The 16135-nt window shown below is 73.9% G+C and carries 19 protein-coding genes and 1 pseudogene; 14 read left to right on the plus strand and 6 right to left on the minus strand.

The features are described from left to right. Positions 1 to 94: 94 nt before the first annotated feature. Positions 95 to 379 (minus strand): hypothetical protein, encoded by a 285-nt coding sequence (locus tag O2W18_RS12130; RefSeq protein WP_269187780.1) that lies wholly within the window; start codon positions 377 to 379, stop codon positions 95 to 97. Positions 380 to 589: 210 nt separating this feature from the next. Between O2W18_RS12130 and O2W18_RS12135 the strand changes: the two genes are divergently transcribed. The 6 genes and pseudogenes from O2W18_RS12135 (at position 590) to O2W18_RS21755 (ending at position 4469) form a co-directional block, all read left to right on the plus strand. Continuing rightward, a complete protein-coding gene (locus O2W18_RS12135; RefSeq protein ID WP_269187781.1) occupies positions 590 to 1369 on the plus strand; it encodes a polyprenol monophosphomannose synthase in 780 nt (259 codons plus the stop codon). 70 nt (positions 1370 to 1439) lie between these two features. Continuing rightward, positions 1440 to 1832, plus strand: coding sequence for a TOBE domain-containing protein (locus O2W18_RS12140; protein WP_269187782.1), 393 nt, complete (start codon positions 1440 to 1442; stop codon positions 1830 to 1832). Continuing rightward, positions 1829 to 2590: a molybdate ABC transporter substrate-binding protein gene (modA, locus tag O2W18_RS12145; protein WP_269187783.1), complete on the plus strand. Its 762-nt coding sequence runs from the start codon at positions 1829 to 1831 to the stop codon at positions 2588 to 2590. Before O2W18_RS12140 ends, modA begins: the two co-directional genes overlap by 4 nt. A gap of 53 nt (positions 2591 to 2643) precedes the next feature. Further along, the gene (locus O2W18_RS12150; protein WP_269187784.1) at positions 2644 to 3423 is read left to right on the plus strand and encodes an ABC transporter permease; all 780 of its coding nucleotides are present in this window, start codon (positions 2644 to 2646) and stop codon (positions 3421 to 3423) included. A gap of 47 nt (positions 3424 to 3470) precedes the next feature. Then, positions 3471 to 3893, plus strand: a pseudogene (locus tag O2W18_RS21750) (ATP-binding cassette domain-containing protein); the annotation flags it as partial. Between the two features lie 120 nt (positions 3894 to 4013). After that, positions 4014 to 4469 carry a TOBE domain-containing protein gene (locus tag O2W18_RS21755; RefSeq protein WP_442929146.1) on the plus strand — a complete coding sequence of 152 codons (456 nt, stop codon included), beginning with the start codon at positions 4014 to 4016 and terminating at the stop codon, positions 4467 to 4469. Positions 4470 to 4479: 10 nt separating this feature from the next. Here O2W18_RS21755 and O2W18_RS12160 read toward each other — a convergent pair whose 3' ends face one another. Further along, a complete protein-coding gene (locus tag O2W18_RS12160; protein WP_269187786.1) occupies positions 4480 to 5679 on the minus strand; it encodes an epoxide hydrolase family protein in 1200 nt (399 codons plus the stop codon). Between the two features lie 91 nt (positions 5680 to 5770). Here O2W18_RS12160 and O2W18_RS12165 point away from each other — a divergent pair, with 91 nt between their 5' ends. The 4 genes from O2W18_RS12165 to O2W18_RS12180 all read left to right on the plus strand — a co-directional run bounded on the left by O2W18_RS12165 (position 5771) and on the right by O2W18_RS12180 (position 9082). After that, positions 5771 to 6277 (plus strand): MarR family winged helix-turn-helix transcriptional regulator, encoded by a 507-nt coding sequence (locus tag O2W18_RS12165; protein ID WP_269187787.1) that lies wholly within the window; start codon positions 5771 to 5773, stop codon positions 6275 to 6277. Further along, positions 6274 to 6852, plus strand: coding sequence for a nucleotidyltransferase family protein (locus O2W18_RS12170; protein WP_269187788.1), 579 nt, complete (start codon positions 6274 to 6276; stop codon positions 6850 to 6852). Before O2W18_RS12165 ends, O2W18_RS12170 begins: the two co-directional genes overlap by 4 nt. A gap of 85 nt (positions 6853 to 6937) precedes the next feature. Further along, positions 6938 to 7357, plus strand: a complete 420-nt coding sequence (locus O2W18_RS12175; protein WP_269187789.1) for a molybdenum cofactor biosynthesis protein MoaE — start codon at positions 6938 to 6940, stop codon at positions 7355 to 7357. 135 nt (positions 7358 to 7492) lie between these two features. Next, positions 7493 to 9082 carry a SpoIIE family protein phosphatase gene (locus O2W18_RS12180; RefSeq protein ID WP_269187790.1) on the plus strand — a complete coding sequence of 530 codons (1590 nt, stop codon included), beginning with the start codon at positions 7493 to 7495 and terminating at the stop codon, positions 9080 to 9082. A gap of 19 nt (positions 9083 to 9101) precedes the next feature. On the opposite strand, the gene O2W18_RS12185 is transcribed toward O2W18_RS12180, so the two are convergent. The 3 genes from O2W18_RS12185 to moaA are packed head-to-tail and all read right to left on the minus strand — an operon-like array spanning position 9102 to position 10618. Next, positions 9102 to 9305, minus strand: coding sequence for a hypothetical protein (locus O2W18_RS12185; protein ID WP_269187791.1), 204 nt, complete (start codon positions 9303 to 9305; stop codon positions 9102 to 9104). 10 nt (positions 9306 to 9315) lie between these two features. Further along, on the minus strand, positions 9316 to 9567 hold the full coding sequence (locus O2W18_RS12190) for a MoaD/ThiS family protein (protein ID WP_269187792.1): 252 nt from the start codon (positions 9565 to 9567) through the stop codon (positions 9316 to 9318). 1 nt (position 9568) lies between these two features. Beyond that, positions 9569 to 10618, minus strand: coding sequence for a GTP 3',8-cyclase MoaA (gene moaA / locus O2W18_RS12195; protein ID WP_269187793.1), 1050 nt, complete (start codon positions 10616 to 10618; stop codon positions 9569 to 9571). Between the two features lie 149 nt (positions 10619 to 10767). Here moaA and O2W18_RS12200 point away from each other — a divergent pair, with 149 nt between their 5' ends. The 4 genes from O2W18_RS12200 (at position 10768) to O2W18_RS12215 (ending at position 15582) form a co-directional block, all read left to right on the plus strand. Beyond that, positions 10768 to 12009 (plus strand): MFS transporter, encoded by a 1242-nt coding sequence (locus O2W18_RS12200; protein ID WP_269187794.1) that lies wholly within the window; start codon positions 10768 to 10770, stop codon positions 12007 to 12009. 70 nt (positions 12010 to 12079) lie between these two features. Next, positions 12080 to 13702, plus strand: a complete 1623-nt coding sequence (locus O2W18_RS12205) for a peptide chain release factor 3 (RefSeq protein ID WP_269187795.1) — start codon at positions 12080 to 12082, stop codon at positions 13700 to 13702. 17 nt (positions 13703 to 13719) lie between these two features. Next, positions 13720 to 14607 (plus strand): tryptophan 2,3-dioxygenase, encoded by an 888-nt coding sequence (locus O2W18_RS12210; RefSeq protein WP_269187796.1) that lies wholly within the window; start codon positions 13720 to 13722, stop codon positions 14605 to 14607. Positions 14608 to 14739: 132 nt separating this feature from the next. After that, entirely contained in the window at positions 14740 to 15582 is an 843-nt protein-coding gene (locus tag O2W18_RS12215) for an aldo/keto reductase (RefSeq protein ID WP_269187797.1), read from the plus strand. Between the two features lie 168 nt (positions 15583 to 15750). Here O2W18_RS12215 and O2W18_RS12220 read toward each other — a convergent pair whose 3' ends face one another. Further along, a complete protein-coding gene (locus O2W18_RS12220) occupies positions 15751 to 16134 on the minus strand; it encodes a GntR family transcriptional regulator (RefSeq protein WP_269187798.1) in 384 nt (127 codons plus the stop codon). Position 16135 lies beyond the last annotated feature (1 nt).

Raw genomic sequence — 16135 nt, forward strand, 5'->3', positions numbered from 1 at the left:
CGGACGGTGCCCGGAGGCACCGCCCGTCTCTCGCTGCGCGACCGTGGATGCGGTTGCGCTCACTGGTCGCGTGCCCCAGTGGTCAGTCGGGGACTCAGCCCTCGGTCTCGGTGACGTCGACGTCGAACTCGGTCTCGGTCTCGACCTCGAGCTCGGTCTCGGTCTCGACGACCTCTTCCTCGACCTCGGTCTCGGTCTCGGTCGGCTCGAGGGTCTCGGTGACCTCGGTCTCGACCTCCTCGGTCTCGGTGAGCTCCTCGGTCTCGGTGACCTGGACGGTGCCGTCGTCGTCTGCGTTCTCGCCGGCGCAGCCGGCGGCACCGAAGATGAGCAGGCCGGAGAAGGTGGCGGCAGAGGCGCCGCGGACGAGCTTGTTCATGGGGTGCTCCTGTGTTCGGGGGAAGCGGTCGGGCAAAGGCATGTCCGCATATCGCCGCCCTCACACACCGAATGGGCATAACGATCAGGTCACAGCAGGTGAATCGTCCCTTGTGCACAAATCGCACAACGATCCGGTAACGGCGAGTGTCGCCCTAATGATGTTGAAGAACGGGGTGTCCCGGAGGTCGGGACTGGTAATGGCGGGACGATGAACCCTCCGTCCGTGTGCGTCTGCGTCCCCACCTACCAGGAGCGGGAGAGCCTCCCGCGCACGCTCGACGGAATCCTGCATGCGGTCCCGGACGCCCACGTCCTGGTGATCGACGACAACAGCCCCGACGGCACCGGCGAGCTCGCCGACCGGCTGGCCGCCGAGGACCCGCGGGTGCACGTGCTGCACCGTCCGGGCAAGGAGGGGCTGGGGCCGGCCTACATCGCCGGCTTCCGCTGGGCGCTGGCCGAGGGCTTCGACGTGGTGGCGCAGATGGACGCCGACGGGTCGCACCGCCCCGAGGACCTGCCCCGCCTGCTGGCGGCACTGAGCGGAGCCGACGCCGTGCTCGGCTCCCGGTGGGTGCCCGGCGGTGCCGTGGCCGACTGGCCGCACAGCCGTGAGCTGCTGAGCCGCACCGCCAACCGCTACGTGCGGGCCGTGCTGCGGCTGCCGGTGGGCGACGCGACCGGGGGCTTCCGGGCGTTCCGTCGGCACACCCTGGAGCGCCTGGACCTCGACGGCGTGCAGAGCCAGGGCTACTGCTTCCAGATCGACATGACCCGCCAGGTGTGGGAGCGCGGACTGCGCCTGGTCGAGGTGCCGATCCTGTTCGTGAACCGGGAGTTCGGCGAGAGCAAGATGAGCTCGCGGATCATCCGCGAGGCGCTGGTCCGGGTCACCGCCTGGTCGCTGACCTCCCGTCGGCCGGCCGCCACGTCGGTACGGCCGGCGAGCAGCGGTGCGAAGCGACTGGCCCACCGGATCGCTGCCTGACGAACCCTGGTCCGCGCATGCGGATGGTTGACCCGTTGTGCGCCCTCAGGTGCGGAACTAGAGTGCTCCTGTGTCCGCCTCCTACCGGATCGCCGAGGCCGCTGCGCTGCTCGGCGTGAGTGACGACACGGTCCGGCGCTGGATCGACAGCAACCGGCTGCCCGCCACCCGTGGCGAGGGCCCGGCGCAGGTCGACGGCGTGGCGCTGGCCCGGGTGGCGACCGAGCTGCACGAGGCGCCTCAGCCGGGGGCCACCCGCTCGTCCTCGGCCCGCAACCGGCTCACCGGGATCGTCACCCGGGTGGTCCGCGACACCGTGATGGCGCAGGTGGAGATCCAGGCAGGGCCGTTCCGGGTGGTGTCGCTGATGTCCCGGGAGGCCGCCGACGAGCTGGGCCTGGAGCCCGGCGTCCAGGCGGTGGCAACGGTGAAGGCGACCCAGGTCAGCGTGGACGTGCCGTGAGGCGGTCGGCGGCCGGTGCGCTGCTGCTGGCCCTCGCTGGTTGCGGGGTCGACGACGGCGGGCGGTCGATCGAGACCGATGGCGAGCTGGGCGGCACCCTCACCGTCTTCGCGGCGGCCTCGCTGACCGACGTCTTCACCGACCTCGGCGACCAGCTGGAGGCCGACCACCCGGGCCTGGACGTGCAGTTCACCTTCGCCGGCAGCTCCGCGCTGGCGACCCAGGTGGCCCAGGGTGCGCCGGCCGACGTCCTCGCCTCGGCCGACGAGGAGCAGCTGGCCGCCGTCGCCGACCTCGGTGCCGGTGCCCCCGCCGTCTTCGCGGAGAACACGCTGGTCATCGCCGTCCCGGCGGGCAACCCGGCCGACGTGACCGGCCTGGCCGACCTCGCCGACCCGGGGCGGACCATCGCCCTGTGCGCCGCCGAGGTGCCGTGCGGCGCGGCCGCCGCGCGGGTGTTCGACGCCGCCGGCCTCACCCCCGCGCCGGACACCCTGGAGCAGGACGTCCGTGCGGCGCTGACGAAGGTGCAGCTCGGTGAGGTCGACGCGGCGCTGGTCTACGCCACCGACGTCGCTGCGGCCGGCTCCACGGTGGAGGGCATCGAGGTCCCCGAGGCCGCCGACGTGGTCAACCGCTACCCGCTGATGGTGCTCGAGGCCGCCCCGAACCCACCGGCGGCAGCGGCGTTCGCCGACCTGGTGCGCTCGGACGCCGGCCGGCAGGCTCTCGCCGCCGCCGGCTTCCGCCTCCCGTGACCCACCCGATCCCACCAAAATGGCCATTTTGGTGGCGGAGACGGGGCGGCGGGGTGCCGGCGCCGCTGCTGGTGCCGGCGCTGCTCGGGGTGGCGTTCCTGGTGCTGCCGCTGCTCGGGCTGCTGGTGCGGGCGCCGTGGTCGGAGATCGGCCCGCAGCTCGCCCGCCCGGGCGTCGGCGAGGCGCTGCGGTTGTCGCTGGTCTCGGCCACGCTCGCCACCGGCGTCTCGCTGGTCCTCGGCGTCCCGCTCGCCTGGGTGCTGGCCCGGTCGCAGCTGCGCGGCCGGTCGGTGCTGCGGGCGCTGGTCACCGTGCCGCTGGTGCTGCCGCCGGTGGTCGGTGGGGTCGCGCTCTTCCTGGTGCTGGGCCGGCAGGGGATCGTGGGCCGCTGGCTGTTCGAGGCCACCGGCTTCTCCCTGCCGTTCACCACCGCGGCGGTCGTCATCGCCGAGGCGTTCGTGGCGATGCCGTTCCTGGTGATCAGCGTGGAGGGCGCGCTGCGCGCCGCCGACGCCCGGTTCGAGGACGCCGCCGCCACGCTCGGCGCCGACCGGTGGACGACGTTCCGCCGGGTCACCCTCCCCCTGGTCGCACCGGGGGTCGCTGCGGGGGCGGTGCTCTGCTGGGCGCGGGCGCTGGGGGAGTTCGGCGCCACGATCACCTTCGCCGGCAACTTCCCGGGGACGACGCAGACCATGCCGCTGGCGGTCTACCTGACCCTGCAGCGCGACCCAGAGGCGGCGATCGTGCTGAGCCTGGTGCTGCTCGGCGTCTCGCTGGCCACCCTGCTGCTGCTGCGCGACCGCTGGCTCGGCCGGGGCACGGTCGCGTGAGCCTGGACGCGCACGTCGTCGTCCGGCGCGGGGCCCTCGAGCTGGACGTGCAGCTGGCCGTGGCCGACGGCGAGGTGCTCGCCGTCCTGGGGCCGAACGGGGCCGGGAAGTCCACCGTCCTGCGGGTGCTCGCCGGGCTGCTGCCTCCCGACGGGGGGCGGGTCGTCGTCGACGGCGACCAGGTCTGGGACTCCCCCGAGGAGCACCGGCCAGCGCACGAGCGGTCGCTGGGCATGGTGTTCCAGGACCACCTGCTGTTCCCGCACCTCTCCGTCACCGACAACGTCGCATTCGGGCTGCGCACCCGCGGCGTCCGCCGGGCCGACGCGCGGGCGACCGCCGGGGAGTGGCTGGCCCGGGTCGGCCTCACCGGGCTCGGGGACCGCCGTCCCGGGCAGCTGTCCGGCGGGCAGGCGCAGCGGGCGGCGCTGGCCCGGGCGCTGGTGGGGGAGCCGCGGGTGCTCCTGCTGGACGAGCCGCTGTCGGCGCTGGACGCCCGCACCCGGCTCACCGTGCGGGCCGAACTGCACCGGCACCTCGCCGACTACGCCGGCAGCGCCGTCCTGGTCACCCACGACCCGGTCGACGCGATGGCGCTGGCCACCCGGGTGGTGGTCGTCGAGGACGGCCGGGTGGTGCAGGCCGGCACCCCGGCGGAGGTCGCCCGGCGTCCACGCACCGACTACGTGGCCCGGCTGGTCGGTCTGGTCCTGCTGGCCGGCACGGCTGCGGGGACGACGGTCGAGCTGGACGGCGGCGGCACGGTCGCCGTGGCCGAGGACGTCGCCGGCCCGGTGTTCGTCGCCGTCCGGCCGGAGTCGGTGGCGCTCTACCTGTCCCGGCCCGCCGGGAGCCCGCGCAACGTGTGGCCGCTGCGGCTGGTCACGGCCACCCCGCACGGTTCGGTGGTGCGCTGCGACCTGGCCGGGGAGGTGGCGCTGACCGCCGACGTCACCGCCACCTCCTTCGCCGAGCTCGGGCTGGCGCCCGGCGCCGGGGTCTGGGCCTCGGTCAAGGCCTCCGAGGTCGCCGTCTACCCCCGGTGACCGGCCCAGCTCAGCGCAGCCGCCGGAACGTCGTCCGGATCTCCTCGACCAGCAGCTCCGGCTGCTCCAGCACGGCGAAGTGCCCGCCGGCGGCGACCTGGTCGAAGTGCAGCAGGTCGGTGTAGCGGCGCTCGACCCAGCGGCGGGACTTGCGCACGTACTCCCCCGGCATGATCGTGATCCCGGTCGGGAGGTCGATGGGCGCCGCGCCGGCCGGCGGCCCCCAGTGCCCCTGGCTCAGCTCCCAGTACATCCGGGCGGAGGACGCCGCGGTGCCGGTCAGCCAGTACAGCATCACGTCGTCGATCATCTCGTCGACGTCGAACACCGCCTCGGCGTCCCCGTGTGCGCCGCCGACGTCCTGGAACATCGCGTAGATCCACGAGGCGAGCCCGACCGGCGAGTCCGACAGGGCGTAGCCGATCGTCTGCGGCCGGGTGGACATCTGCTTGGCGTAGCCGGACAGCACCTCGTCGTAGTAGCGGGCCTCGGTGAGCATCTGCTGCTCCTCCGGCGTCGCCTCGGCCATCTCCTGCGGGGTGGGCCAGAACATGGCCATGTTCAGGTGCATGCCGGCCAGCCCGGTGGGCGTGGTGGCCGTCAGCGCGGCCATCTCCTCGGTGACCCCGGCGCCGAGGTCACCGCCCTGGGCGACGAAGCGGTCGTAGCCCAGTCGGGCCATCAGCGTGACCCAGGCGCGGGCCGTGCGCGGCAGGTCCCAGCCGGTGGTGGTGGGCCGCCCGGAGAAGCCGAAGCCGGGCAGGCTCGGGATCACCAGCGAGAAGGCGTCCTCGGCGCGGCCGCCGTGCGCCACCGGGTCGGTCAGCGGCCCGATCACCGTGCGGAACTCCAGGACCGAGCCGGGCCAGCCGTGGGTCATGACCATCGGCATCGCGTCCGGCTCCGGTGAACGGATGTGCAGGAAGTGCACGTCCAGCCCGTCGATGGTGGTCACGAACTGGTCCCAGCCGTTGAGCAGCGCCTCGGTGGCCCGCCAGTCGTAGCCGGTGCGCCAGCGCTCGACCAGGGCCTGGACCTTGGCCAGCTGCGGGCCCTGGCTGGTGTCGGGGACGGTCTCGGCGTCCGGCCACCGGGTGGCGGCCAGCCGCTGCTGCAGGTCGTCGAGCTGGGTCTGCGGCACGTCGATGGTGAACGGGCGGACCGCATCGGTGGCGGTCGTGTCGTGGCTGGGGTGCGTCGTCGTGCTCATGCTCGGCTGCCTCACGGTCGTCGGTCGATCAGATCGTCTGCGGATTAGATGATCTGTTGGACGGACGGTAGCACCCACGTACGATGTGGCGGTGACGCGCAGTCGAGAGCCGGTGGACCCGGCCGCCCCTGGGCTGGAGGACGAGCTGGGGTGGTCGCTGCACCGGGTGGCCACGGCCTTCCGGCAGACCGCCCTCACCGCGGTCGACGACCTGCCCGGCGGCCCGCGCGGCTACCAGGTGCTCGTCGCCGTGCACGCCGGGCCGCCGTCCTCCCAGCTCGCGCTGGCCCAGCGGCTGGCCATCGACAAGACGGCGATGACCTACCTGGTCGACGAGCTCCAGGACGCCGGGCTGGTCACCCGCCGGCCCGACCCCGCCGACCGGCGGGTGCGCCAGGTCGTGGTCACCCCCGAGGGGCGCGCGGCGCTGGACCGGTCCCGGTCCGCGCTGCGGGCGGTGGAGGGCCGGCTCCTCGGCGACCTCGACGCCGACGAGAGCGCCCAGCTGCGGCGCCTGCTGGCCCGGGTGGCGCACGCCAGCGACCAGGTGGAGCCCTGCCTGACCAGCGAGCAGGTCCGCTCGGGGGTCGCCGGATGACCTCCGACGCACCCGTGGCCGGGCTGGTGCTCGCCGCCGGCGGTGGCCGCCGGTACGGCATGCCGAAGGCGCTGGTCGAGTACGAGGGCAGCCTGCTGGTCGAGCGTGCGGTCCGGACGGCGGCTGCGGTCTGTGACCCGGTGCTCGTCGTGCTCGGCGCCCAGGCGGTCGACGTCTGGCGCACCGCCGACCTGACCGGCGCCACCGTGCTGGCCAACCGCGACTGGGAGAGCGGCATGGCCTCCAGCCTGCGCACCGGCCTGGACGGGCTGCGCGGCTGGCCCGGGCGAGTCGATGCCGTGCTGGTGCAGCTGGTGGACATGCCGGGGATGACGCCGGCCGCACTGGTCCGGCTGGCCGAGCACGCCGCTCCGGACGCCCTCGCCGTCGCCACCTACGACGGCGTCCGCAGCCACCCGGTGCTGCTGGGTCGCGACCACTGGGCCGGGGTGGCCGGGACGGCGACCGGGGACGAGGGGGCCCGGGCCTACCTGGCCGCCCGCGAGGTCACCGAGGTCGACTGCACCGGCCTGGCCGACCCCACCGACCTGGACGTCCCGCCGACCCAGGCATAGGAAGCTCTACACCCGGTTCCACGCCCGATACCGGGTGGAAAGCCTCCTGTGCCTGGGCAGTGGCAGCGCGGGTACCTTCGCCGCCGTGGAGACGATCCTGGCCCGGGTGACCGAGGAGCCGCTGTCGGTCGCCGAGCACGAGGCGGCGGTGGCGGACGAGGCGGCCGGTGCGGTGGTCTCGTTCGCCGGCGTGGTCCGTGACCACGACGGTGGCCGCTCGGTCGCCGAGCTGGAGTACACCGGGCACCCGACCGCCGCTGAGCTCATCGCCGAGATCGCCGCCGAGTTCGCCGCCCGTCCGGAGGTGCAGGCCGTCGCCGTCTCCCACCGGATCGGGCTGCTGGGCATCGGCGACGTCGCGCTGGCCTGCGCGGTCAGCGCCGCCCACCGGGGCCAGGCGTTCACCGCATGCGCAGAGCTCGTCGACGAGGTGAAGGCCCGGCTGCCGATCTGGAAGCGGCAGGTCTTCTCCGACGGTGCGGAGGAGTGGGTCGCCTGCCCGTGACGGGTGGGCCGCCTGTGACGCCGTGTTTGCCCTGCGGGCCGTCGGCGTGGCATAAACTCACCGACTCGACTCCAGCCCAGGGGCGAGTGCTCCTCCGGTGTACCGCGGGTGGCGGAATGACCGGGAGGTCCCCACATGCCCTGGCGGGCTGGCGAACTGATCGTCGAGGCGATGCCCTCGGGTTTCCTGTCGCTGGACGGCGACTGGCGGATCACCTACGTGAACCAGGCCGGCGTGACCATCCTCGGCCTGCCCCGCGAGCAGCTGATCGGCACGGACTTCTGGGAGACGTTCCCGGCCAACCGGGACAACGAGTTCGGCCGGGCGTACCGGCGCGCCGTCGCCACGGGTGAACCGGTCAGCGTCGAGGGCTTCTACCCGCAGCCGCTGAACCGCTGGTTCGAGGTGCAGGCGATCCCGGCCGAGGGCGGCCTGCTCTGCTACTTCTCCGACGTCACCGACCGTCGCGCCAGCCGGGAGCGGCTGGCGATGCTGGCCCGGGTGAGCGCCGAGCTGGCCGGCACCCTGGACGTCGACTCCGCGGCCAGCCGCATCCCGCGGCTGATCGTCCCGGTGCTGGGCGACTGGTGCGTGCTGACCGTGCTGGACGACGACGGCCGCCCCCGGGACGTCGGCTGGTGGCACGTCGACCCCGCCCGCCGTCCGCTGGTGGAGCGGTACGCCGCCGTGCGGCTGAGCTCGATGCCGGTGACCTCGCCCGTGGTGCGGGCGCTGCTCGGCGAGACCGTGATCGCCGCCGCCGGTGACGTGGCCGCCCTGATGCCCGAGGGTCAGGCCCGGGACCTGCTGGGGCTGCTCGGGCCGCACTCCGGGGTGACCCTGCCGCTGCGCGGCCGGGGGCGGACGCTGGGTGCGCTGACGCTGTACTTCGACGGCGACCGGGTGATGGACGAGTCCGAGCTGGCCACCGCGCAGGAGGTCGCCGACCGGGCCGGCCTCGCGTTGGACAACGTGCGGCTGTTCTCCCAGCAGCGCCAGCTGGCCGAGGAGCTGCAGCGCAGCCTGCTCACCGGGGCCTTCACCCACGACCAGGCCGAGGTGGTCGTCCGGTACACCCCGGCGGCCGAGGCGGCCCGGGTGGGCGGGGACTGGTACGACGCCTTCCTGCAGCCCTGCGGGGCGACGATGCTGGTCATCGGCGACGTCGTCGGGCACGACACCGCTGCGGCCGCGGCGATGGGCCAGCTGCGCTCGCTGCTGCGCGGCATCGCGACCTACAGCGACGCCGGCCCGGGGGAGGTGCTGCGCGGCCTCGACGCGTCGATGGCCCAGCTGGAGGTCGGCACCTATGCCACCGCGGCGGTGGCGCGGTTCGAGCAGACCCCCGACGAACTGGCCCGCGGCGTCACCCGGATGCGCTGGAGCAACGCCGGGCACCTGCCGCCGCTCGTGATCAACCCCGACGGCACGCTCGCCGCCCTGGCCGACTGGCGGGGCGAGCTGCTGCTCGGCGTCGACGCCGAGACCACCCGCGGGGAGTCGGTGGTCACGCTGGACGGCGGGACGACGGTGCTGCTGTTCACCGACGGGCTCATCGAGAGCCGCGGCGGCGACCTGGACCAGGGGATGGCCCGGCTGCGGAAAGCGGCCGCAGAGCTCGCCGGGCGGTCACTGGACGAGCTCTGCGACGAGCTGCTCGACCGGCTCGTGCACGGTCAGCCCGAGGACGACGTCGCCCTGGTCGCGATCCGCCTGCGCGGGTGATCCCGGCGCGCCCGCGGCGTCAGTGCGCGCCGGCGCCGGCCAGTCCGTCGTCGTCCCGGCGGTCGCGGTCGCGGTCGGCGCGCTCCTCCTCGGCCTCGGCCTCCAGGCGGCGGGCCTCGCCGTCGATGGTGGCAGCGGCGTCGCCGTGCGACTCGCCGTAGACCTGCTCGGCGCGGCCCAGCAGCTCCTCGGCCTTCGCCTTGGCCTTGTCGAACACGCTCATCGGGGGCTCCTCATCCGCCGGCGAAGGGAGGCAGGACGTCCACCACCGTGCCGGGCGTGAGCACCAACGCGCGGTCCCGGGTGGAGGTTCCGTCGACCAGGAAGGAGCAGGCGGTCAGCACCCGCTCCAGCCGCTCGCCGTGCGCGTCGGCGAGCTGACCGACGAGCTCGGCCAGCGTGCCGGCCTGCCGCGTCTCGGTGTCGACGCCGACGGCGGCGCGGGCGCCGGCGAAGTAGCGCACCGTCACGGTGGGTGCGGTCATCTCAGCCCCCGATCGCGGACATGGGACGGGTGGGCTGCAGGAAGCTCGGGTCGTCGATGCCGTGCCCGGGGAGCTTGGACAGCGTCGCGATCCGCCAGCGGTCGGCGATCTCGGCATCGTCGGCGCCGGTGCGCAGGGCGCTGCGCAGGTCGGACTCCTCGCGGGCGAACAGGCAGTTGCGGATCTGCCCGTCGGCGGTGAGCCGGGTCCGGTCGCAGGCGCCGCAGAACGAGCGGGTCACCGAGGCGATGACGCCGACGGTCAGCCCGGTGTCGTCGACCAGCCACCGCTCGGCCGGTGCAGCGCCGCGCTCCTCGACGTCCGGCGTGAGCGTGTGCGCGGCGGTGAGCCGGGCCAGGATGTCCTCCGCGGTCACCATCTCACCGCGGGTCCAGGCGTGGTGGGCGTCCAGCGGCATCTGCTCGATGAAGCGCAGCTCGTAGCCGTGCTCCAGGCAGTAGTCCAGCAGCGGGACGGCGTCGTCCTCGTTGATCCCGCGCAGCAGGACGGCGTTGACCTTGACCGGTGTCAGGCCGGCGTCCCGGGCGGCCTGCATGCCGGCGAGGACGTCGGGCAGCCGGTCGCGGTGGGTGATCTGCTTGAAGCGCTCCCGGTCCAGGGTGTCCAGGCTGACGTTGATCCGGTCCAGGCCGGCCGCCGCGAGCGCCGGGGCCATCCGGGACAGCCCGATCGCGTTGGTGGTCAGGCTGACCTCCGGGCGCGGGCGCAGCGCCGTGGTCGCCGCGACGATGCCGGGCAGCCCGGGCCGCAGCAGCGGCTCGCCGCCGGTGAACCGGACCTCCTGGATGCCCAGGTGCTCCACGCCGATCCGGACCAGCCGGACGACCTCGTCGTCGGTCAGCTGCTCGACCTTGGGCAGCCACTGGAGCCCCTCGGGCGGCATGCAGTAGTTGCAGCGCAGGTTGCACCGGTCGGTCAGCGAGACCCGCAGGTCGGTGGCGGTGCGCCCGTGCCGGTCGACGAGCCCGCCGCTGCCCGGGGTCACCGTCGGGCGCACCCGCGGGTCGGGTAGGGGGCTGGGAGTCGTCACGGCCCGAATGTAGTGCGGGAACGGCACGCGGGCGCGGTCACGGTGAGCGCGATCGTGACCGGCGGACGGCTGCTACGTTCGCGGGGCCACCCGAGGGTCCGGCGGGCATCCCCGCACTCGCCTGTGGCCAGGAAGCGCGAGAAGCAGCTGTGTCTCCCCGCACCGTCTTCAGTCCCTACGCCCGGCTGTTCACCGTCCCCGGCGCCCGGGCCTTCTCCCTCGCCGGCTGGTTCGCCCGCGTGCCGATGGCCACCGTGGGCCTCGGCTCGGTGCTGCTCGTCCAGGCGGAGTCGGGAAGCTACGCCCTCGCCGGTGCCGTCGCCGGCACGCTGTCGCTCGCCTTCGCCGTGGCCAGCCCGCAGTGGGCCCGGGTGATGGACCGCTACGGGCAGAGCCTCGTGCTCCGCTGGACGGCGCTGGCCTACCTCGTGCTGGGGCTGTCGTTCGTCGCGGTGGTGCTGGCCGGTGCCCCGGTCTGGACGTGGTTCGCCCTCGCCGTGCTGAGCGGGGCGAGCGGCACCAGCATCGGCTCGGTGGTGCGCAGTCGCTGGGCGCACGCGCTGGACGACCCGGCCCAGCGGCAGACCGCCTTCGCCTTCGAGTCGGTCGCCGACGAGATCGTGTTCGTCACCGCGCCGCCGCTGGTCACCTTCCTGGCCGCGCTGGTCTCCCCGCCCGCCGGCTTCGTGACCGGGCTGCTGATCGGCGTCATCGGCGGCCTGGTGATGTCCCGGCTGGAGGCGACCGCGCCGCCGGTCGCCCCCCGGGTGGCCGGGCAGCGGCACGTGCGGATCCGGGTGCTCACCGCCGGGCTGGTCGCCGTCGCCGTCACCTACCTGGCGATGGGCACGGTCTTCGGCGCGATGGACGTCGTCGTCGTCGGCTTCGCCGACGCGGAGGGCCGGCCGGCGATGGCCGGGGTGGCGCTGTCGGCGTACGCCGCGGGCAGCCTGGTCGCCGGGCTCGTCTACGGCGTGGCCCGGCTGCCCGGCACGCTGGTCACCCGGTTCCTCGGCTGCGCGCTGCTGTTCGCCGTCGCCGCCCAGACGCTCTACCTGGTCAGCTCCCTGACGCTGCTGATCGCGCTGGCGTTCCTGGCCGGCCTCACGATCGCCCCGGTGCTGGTCGCCGGGATGTCGCTGGTGGAGTCCCGGGTGCCCCGGGCGGCGCTCACCGAGAGCCTGACCTGGACCTCGACCGGCCTCACCGTGGGGGTCACCGCCGGCTCCGCGCTGGCCGGCACGGCGGTCGACCGGTGGGGGGCGGAGGCGGCCTTCGCCGTCCCGGCCCTGGGCGCCGCGCTCACCGGGGTGCTCGGGGTGGCCGCGTGGGCGGTGCTCCGCCGTCCGGACCAGGTGTTCGCCGAGGTGGCACCGGCCACCTCGCACTGACCACACCCGCTGGCCCGCCGCCGTACATTGGACAGACCGTCCGCGCCACCCGAGGAGACCCGGCACCACGATGAGCACCGTCCCGAGCACGGAGCTCCGTCCCGACGCCGCGACCGGTGAGGTGCTGGCGCAGGCCTCCCGGCGGCGGACGTTCGCGGTGATCAGCCACCCCGATGCGGGGAAGTCGACGTTGACCGAGGCCCTGGCGTTGCACGCGCGGGTGATCGGGCAGGCCGGTGCGGTGCACGGCAAGGCCGGGCGGCGGGGCACGGTGTCGGACTGGATGGACATGGAGAAGGCCCGCGGCATCTCCATCACGTCGGCGGCACTGCAGTTCGAGTACCGCGACGCGGTGGTGAACCTGCTGGACACCCCGGGGCACGCGGACTTCTCCGAGGACACCTACCGGGTGCTGACCGCGGTGGACGCCGCGGTGATGCTGATCGATGCCGCGAAGGGCCTGGAGGCCCAGACGATGAAGCTGTTCGCGGTGTGCCGGCACCGCGGCATCCCGGTGATCACCGTGGTCAACAAGTGGGACCGGCCGGGCAAGGACGCCCTGGAGCTGATGGACGAGGTCGCCCAGCGCACCGGCCTGGAGCCCACCCCGCTGACCTGGCCGGTGGGCATCTCCGGGGACTTCCGCGGCGTGCTGGACCGCCGCGACGGCACCTACCGCCGGTTCACCCGCACCGCCGGCGGAGCCACCATCGCCCCCGAGGAGACCCTGACCGCCGCCGCCGCCGAAGCCCGCGAGGGAATCGACTGGACCAGGGCGGTCGAGGAGAACGAGCTGCTGGACGCCACCGAGGCCGACCACGACCAGCAGCGGTTCCTGGACGGTGAGACGACGCCGGTCATCTTCGCGTCCGCGGTCTCGAACTTCGGTGTCGGTGCGCTGCTGGACGTGCTGGTCGACCTGGCGCCCGCGCCCGCCCCGCGGCCCGATGCCGACGGTGCCCTGCGACCCGTCGAGGCGTCGTTCAGCGCGTTCGTGTTCAAGGTGCAGTCGGGCATGGACGCCGCCCACCGCGACCGGCTGGCCTACATCCGGATCGCCTCCGGGGTGTTCGAGCGGGGCATGGTGGTCACCCACGCCACCACCGGCCGGCCGTTCGCCACCAAGTACGCCCAGCACGTGTTCGGCCGCGAGCGGGAGAGCGTCGACACCGCCTACCCCGGCGACGTCGTCGGCCTGGTCAACGCGAACGCGCTGCACGTCGGTGACACCCTGTACGCCGGCACGAAGGTCACCTTCCCGCCGCTGACCACCTTCGCCCCGGAGCACTTCGCGGTGATGCGCGGCAAGGACACCGCCAAGTTCAAGCAGTTCCGCCGCGGCGTCGGTCAGCTCGGTTCCGAGGGCGTGGCCCAGGTGCTGCGCTCGGACCGCCGCGGCGACCAGGCCCCCGTGCTGGCCGTCGTCGGCCCCATGCAGTTCGAGGTGGCCGCGCACCGGATGGCCCAGGAGTTCGGCGCGCCGGTCGAGCTGGACCACCTGCCGTACCAGGTCGCGGTGCGCACCGACGCCGCCTCCGCCCCGGCGGTCGCCGCGGCCCGCGGGGTCGAGGTCTTCGAGCGTGAGGACGGCGAGCTGCTGGCGCTGTTCATGGACAAGTGGGACCTGCGCTCGCTCCAGCAGCGCAGCCCGGAGCTGACGCTGGAGCCGATGGTGGCCGCACAGCTGAGCTGAGGCGGGAGACTGTCGCGGTGACCACGCGACAGTCCCCCAGCCGCCCGGCCCCACTGGACGCCGGCACCCGGGCCGCCCGGGCCGTCGGCAACGCCGGCCAGCCCACCGTCGAGTTCGCCGAGGCGACCCCGTACGAGCAGTACGTGGGCGTGCGCCAGCTGCAGGCGCTGGTCCGGCCGGTGACCGAGCACCCGGCCGAGCCCGCGTTCCTGGTGGTCACCCAGGTGATGGAGCTGTGGTTCACGCTGCTGCGCCGGGAGTGGGAGCTGGCCCAGCGGCAGCTGCGGGACGACGACCTGGACGCCGCGATCGGCTCGATCCGCCGGTCGGTGCACCACCTGCGGTCGCTGGACGCCAGCTGGGGCTCGCTGCTCTGGCTGACCCCCGCGGAGTTCAACGGCTTCCGTGACCAGCTGGGTGAGGCGTCGGGCTTCCAGTCCTACGAGTACCGGCACGTGGAGTTCCTGCTCGGGCTCAAGGCGGAGTCCGTCGTCCGGCCGCACCGCGGGCTGCCGGTGGTGCACGCGGACCTCCAGCGCGCACTCGCCGCGCCGTCCCTGGAGGACGACGTCCTGGCGTACCTGGCCCGCCGCGGCCTGCCGGTGCCGGAGACCGTGCTGGTGCGGGACCGGACGGTGACGCACGAGCCCGATCCCGCGGTCACGGCGCTGTGGGCCGAGGTCTACACCGACCCGCGGCCGGGCAACGAGCTGTTCACCCTGGGCGAGGCGCTCACCGACGTCGCCGAGGTGTTCACCACCTGGCGGCAGCGGCACGTCACCGCCGTCCGCCGGGCGATGGGCGCCAAGCCCGGCAGCGGCGGTTCGGCCGGGCTGGCCTGGCTGGAGCGCAGCGCCGCACGGGTGGTCTTCCCCGACCTGTGGGAGGCGCGCACCGTCGTCTGAGCCGCATTCCCGGCCCGCCGGTGAGATCTGTCGCGGGTAGCCGGCGGCGGCTGGGGTAGAGGAGAGCCAGGCCGGTCGCGCACCAGCAGGTCGCGCGCCGCCCCCATCCGTTCGACGCTTGGAGGACCCCCCATGGCCACCGTGCCCACGATCGCCCTGAACAACGGCGTGCAGATCCCGCAGCTGGGCTTCGGCGTCTTCCAGATCAAGCCCGAGGACACCGTCGAGGCCACTCGCACGGCCCTCGAGGTCGGCTACCGGCACATCGACACCGCCGAGATGTACGGCAACGAGGCCGAGGTCGGCGAGGCCGTGCGGCAGTCCGGCATCCCGCGCGAGGAGGTCTTCGTGACCTCCAAGCTCAACAACGGCTTCCACGCCCGTGAGGACGCGCTCAAGGCGTTCGACCAGACGCTGGCGGAGCTGCAGTTCGACTACCTGGACCTGTTCCTGATCCACTGGCCGCTGCCGGGCATCGAGGTCGACTACGTCGAGACCTGGAAGGCCATGGAGGAGATCTACCGCTCCGGCCGGGCCAAGTCGATCGGCGTCTCGAACTTCAACCCGCACCACCTGCGCAAGCTCTTCGCCGACAGCGAGGTGCGCCCGGTGGTGAACCAGATCGAGGTGCACCCGTACTTCGCGCAGAACGACGTGCGGGCGTTCAACGCCGACCACGAGATCCGCACCGAGGCCTGGGCCCCGATCGCGCAGGGCAAGGTGCTCGACGACGAGGTGCTCAACCGGATCGGCGAGAGCCACGGCAAGACCGCAGCCCAGGCTGCGCTGCGGTGGCACGTCCAGCGCGGCGACATCATCTTCCCGAAGTCGGTCACCCGCAGCCGGGTCGAGCAGAACTTCGACCTCTTCGACTTCGAGCTCTCCCAGGCAGAGATGGCGGAGATCGACGGACTCGACCGCGCGGACGGCCGCAACGGCCCGAACCCGGACGAGTTCAACTACATCCCCAGCTGAGGAAGGACCCCCTCGCCCCCCACCACTCGCGAGCTCGTGGCGGGACCCTGCGAGGGGGCCGTTCCAGCACCTCGCCTGCGGCCGTCGTCCTTTCGGGGACGGCGGCCGTCGGCCTGTCCGGGGCCATGCACGGTGTTCGGAACGCGGGCAGAGCCGGCAGGAACAGGCTCAGCGGGGGGCGGCGGCGAGCAGGGCGGCCCGGACGGCGGCGAGCACGGCCTCAGGGTCCACGCCGTCCTCCTGGGCGGTGCGGGCCAGCTCGGCCGCCAGCGCACGCACCCGCTGTTCCGCCGGTGCGGGGACCGCCGCCCCACCGGTGACCACGGTGCCGGTGCGCCGGCGGCTGGCCACCAGCCCGGCGGCCTCCAGCTCGGCGTACGCCCGGGCCACCGTGCCGGTGGCCACCCCGAGGTCGGCGGCGAGCGCCCGCATGGTGGGCAACCGGGCACCCTCGGCGAGCACCCCGCTGTGCACGTAGGTCGCGATCTGGCTGCGGATCTGCTCGTACGGCGGGGTGGCCGCGCGCACGTCGACGGTGAGGTGGAGGGCCACG

The sequence above is a fragment of the Modestobacter sp. VKM Ac-2983 genome, assembly GCF_026967885.1.
Lineage (GTDB): Bacteria > Actinomycetota > Actinomycetes > Mycobacteriales > Geodermatophilaceae > Modestobacter.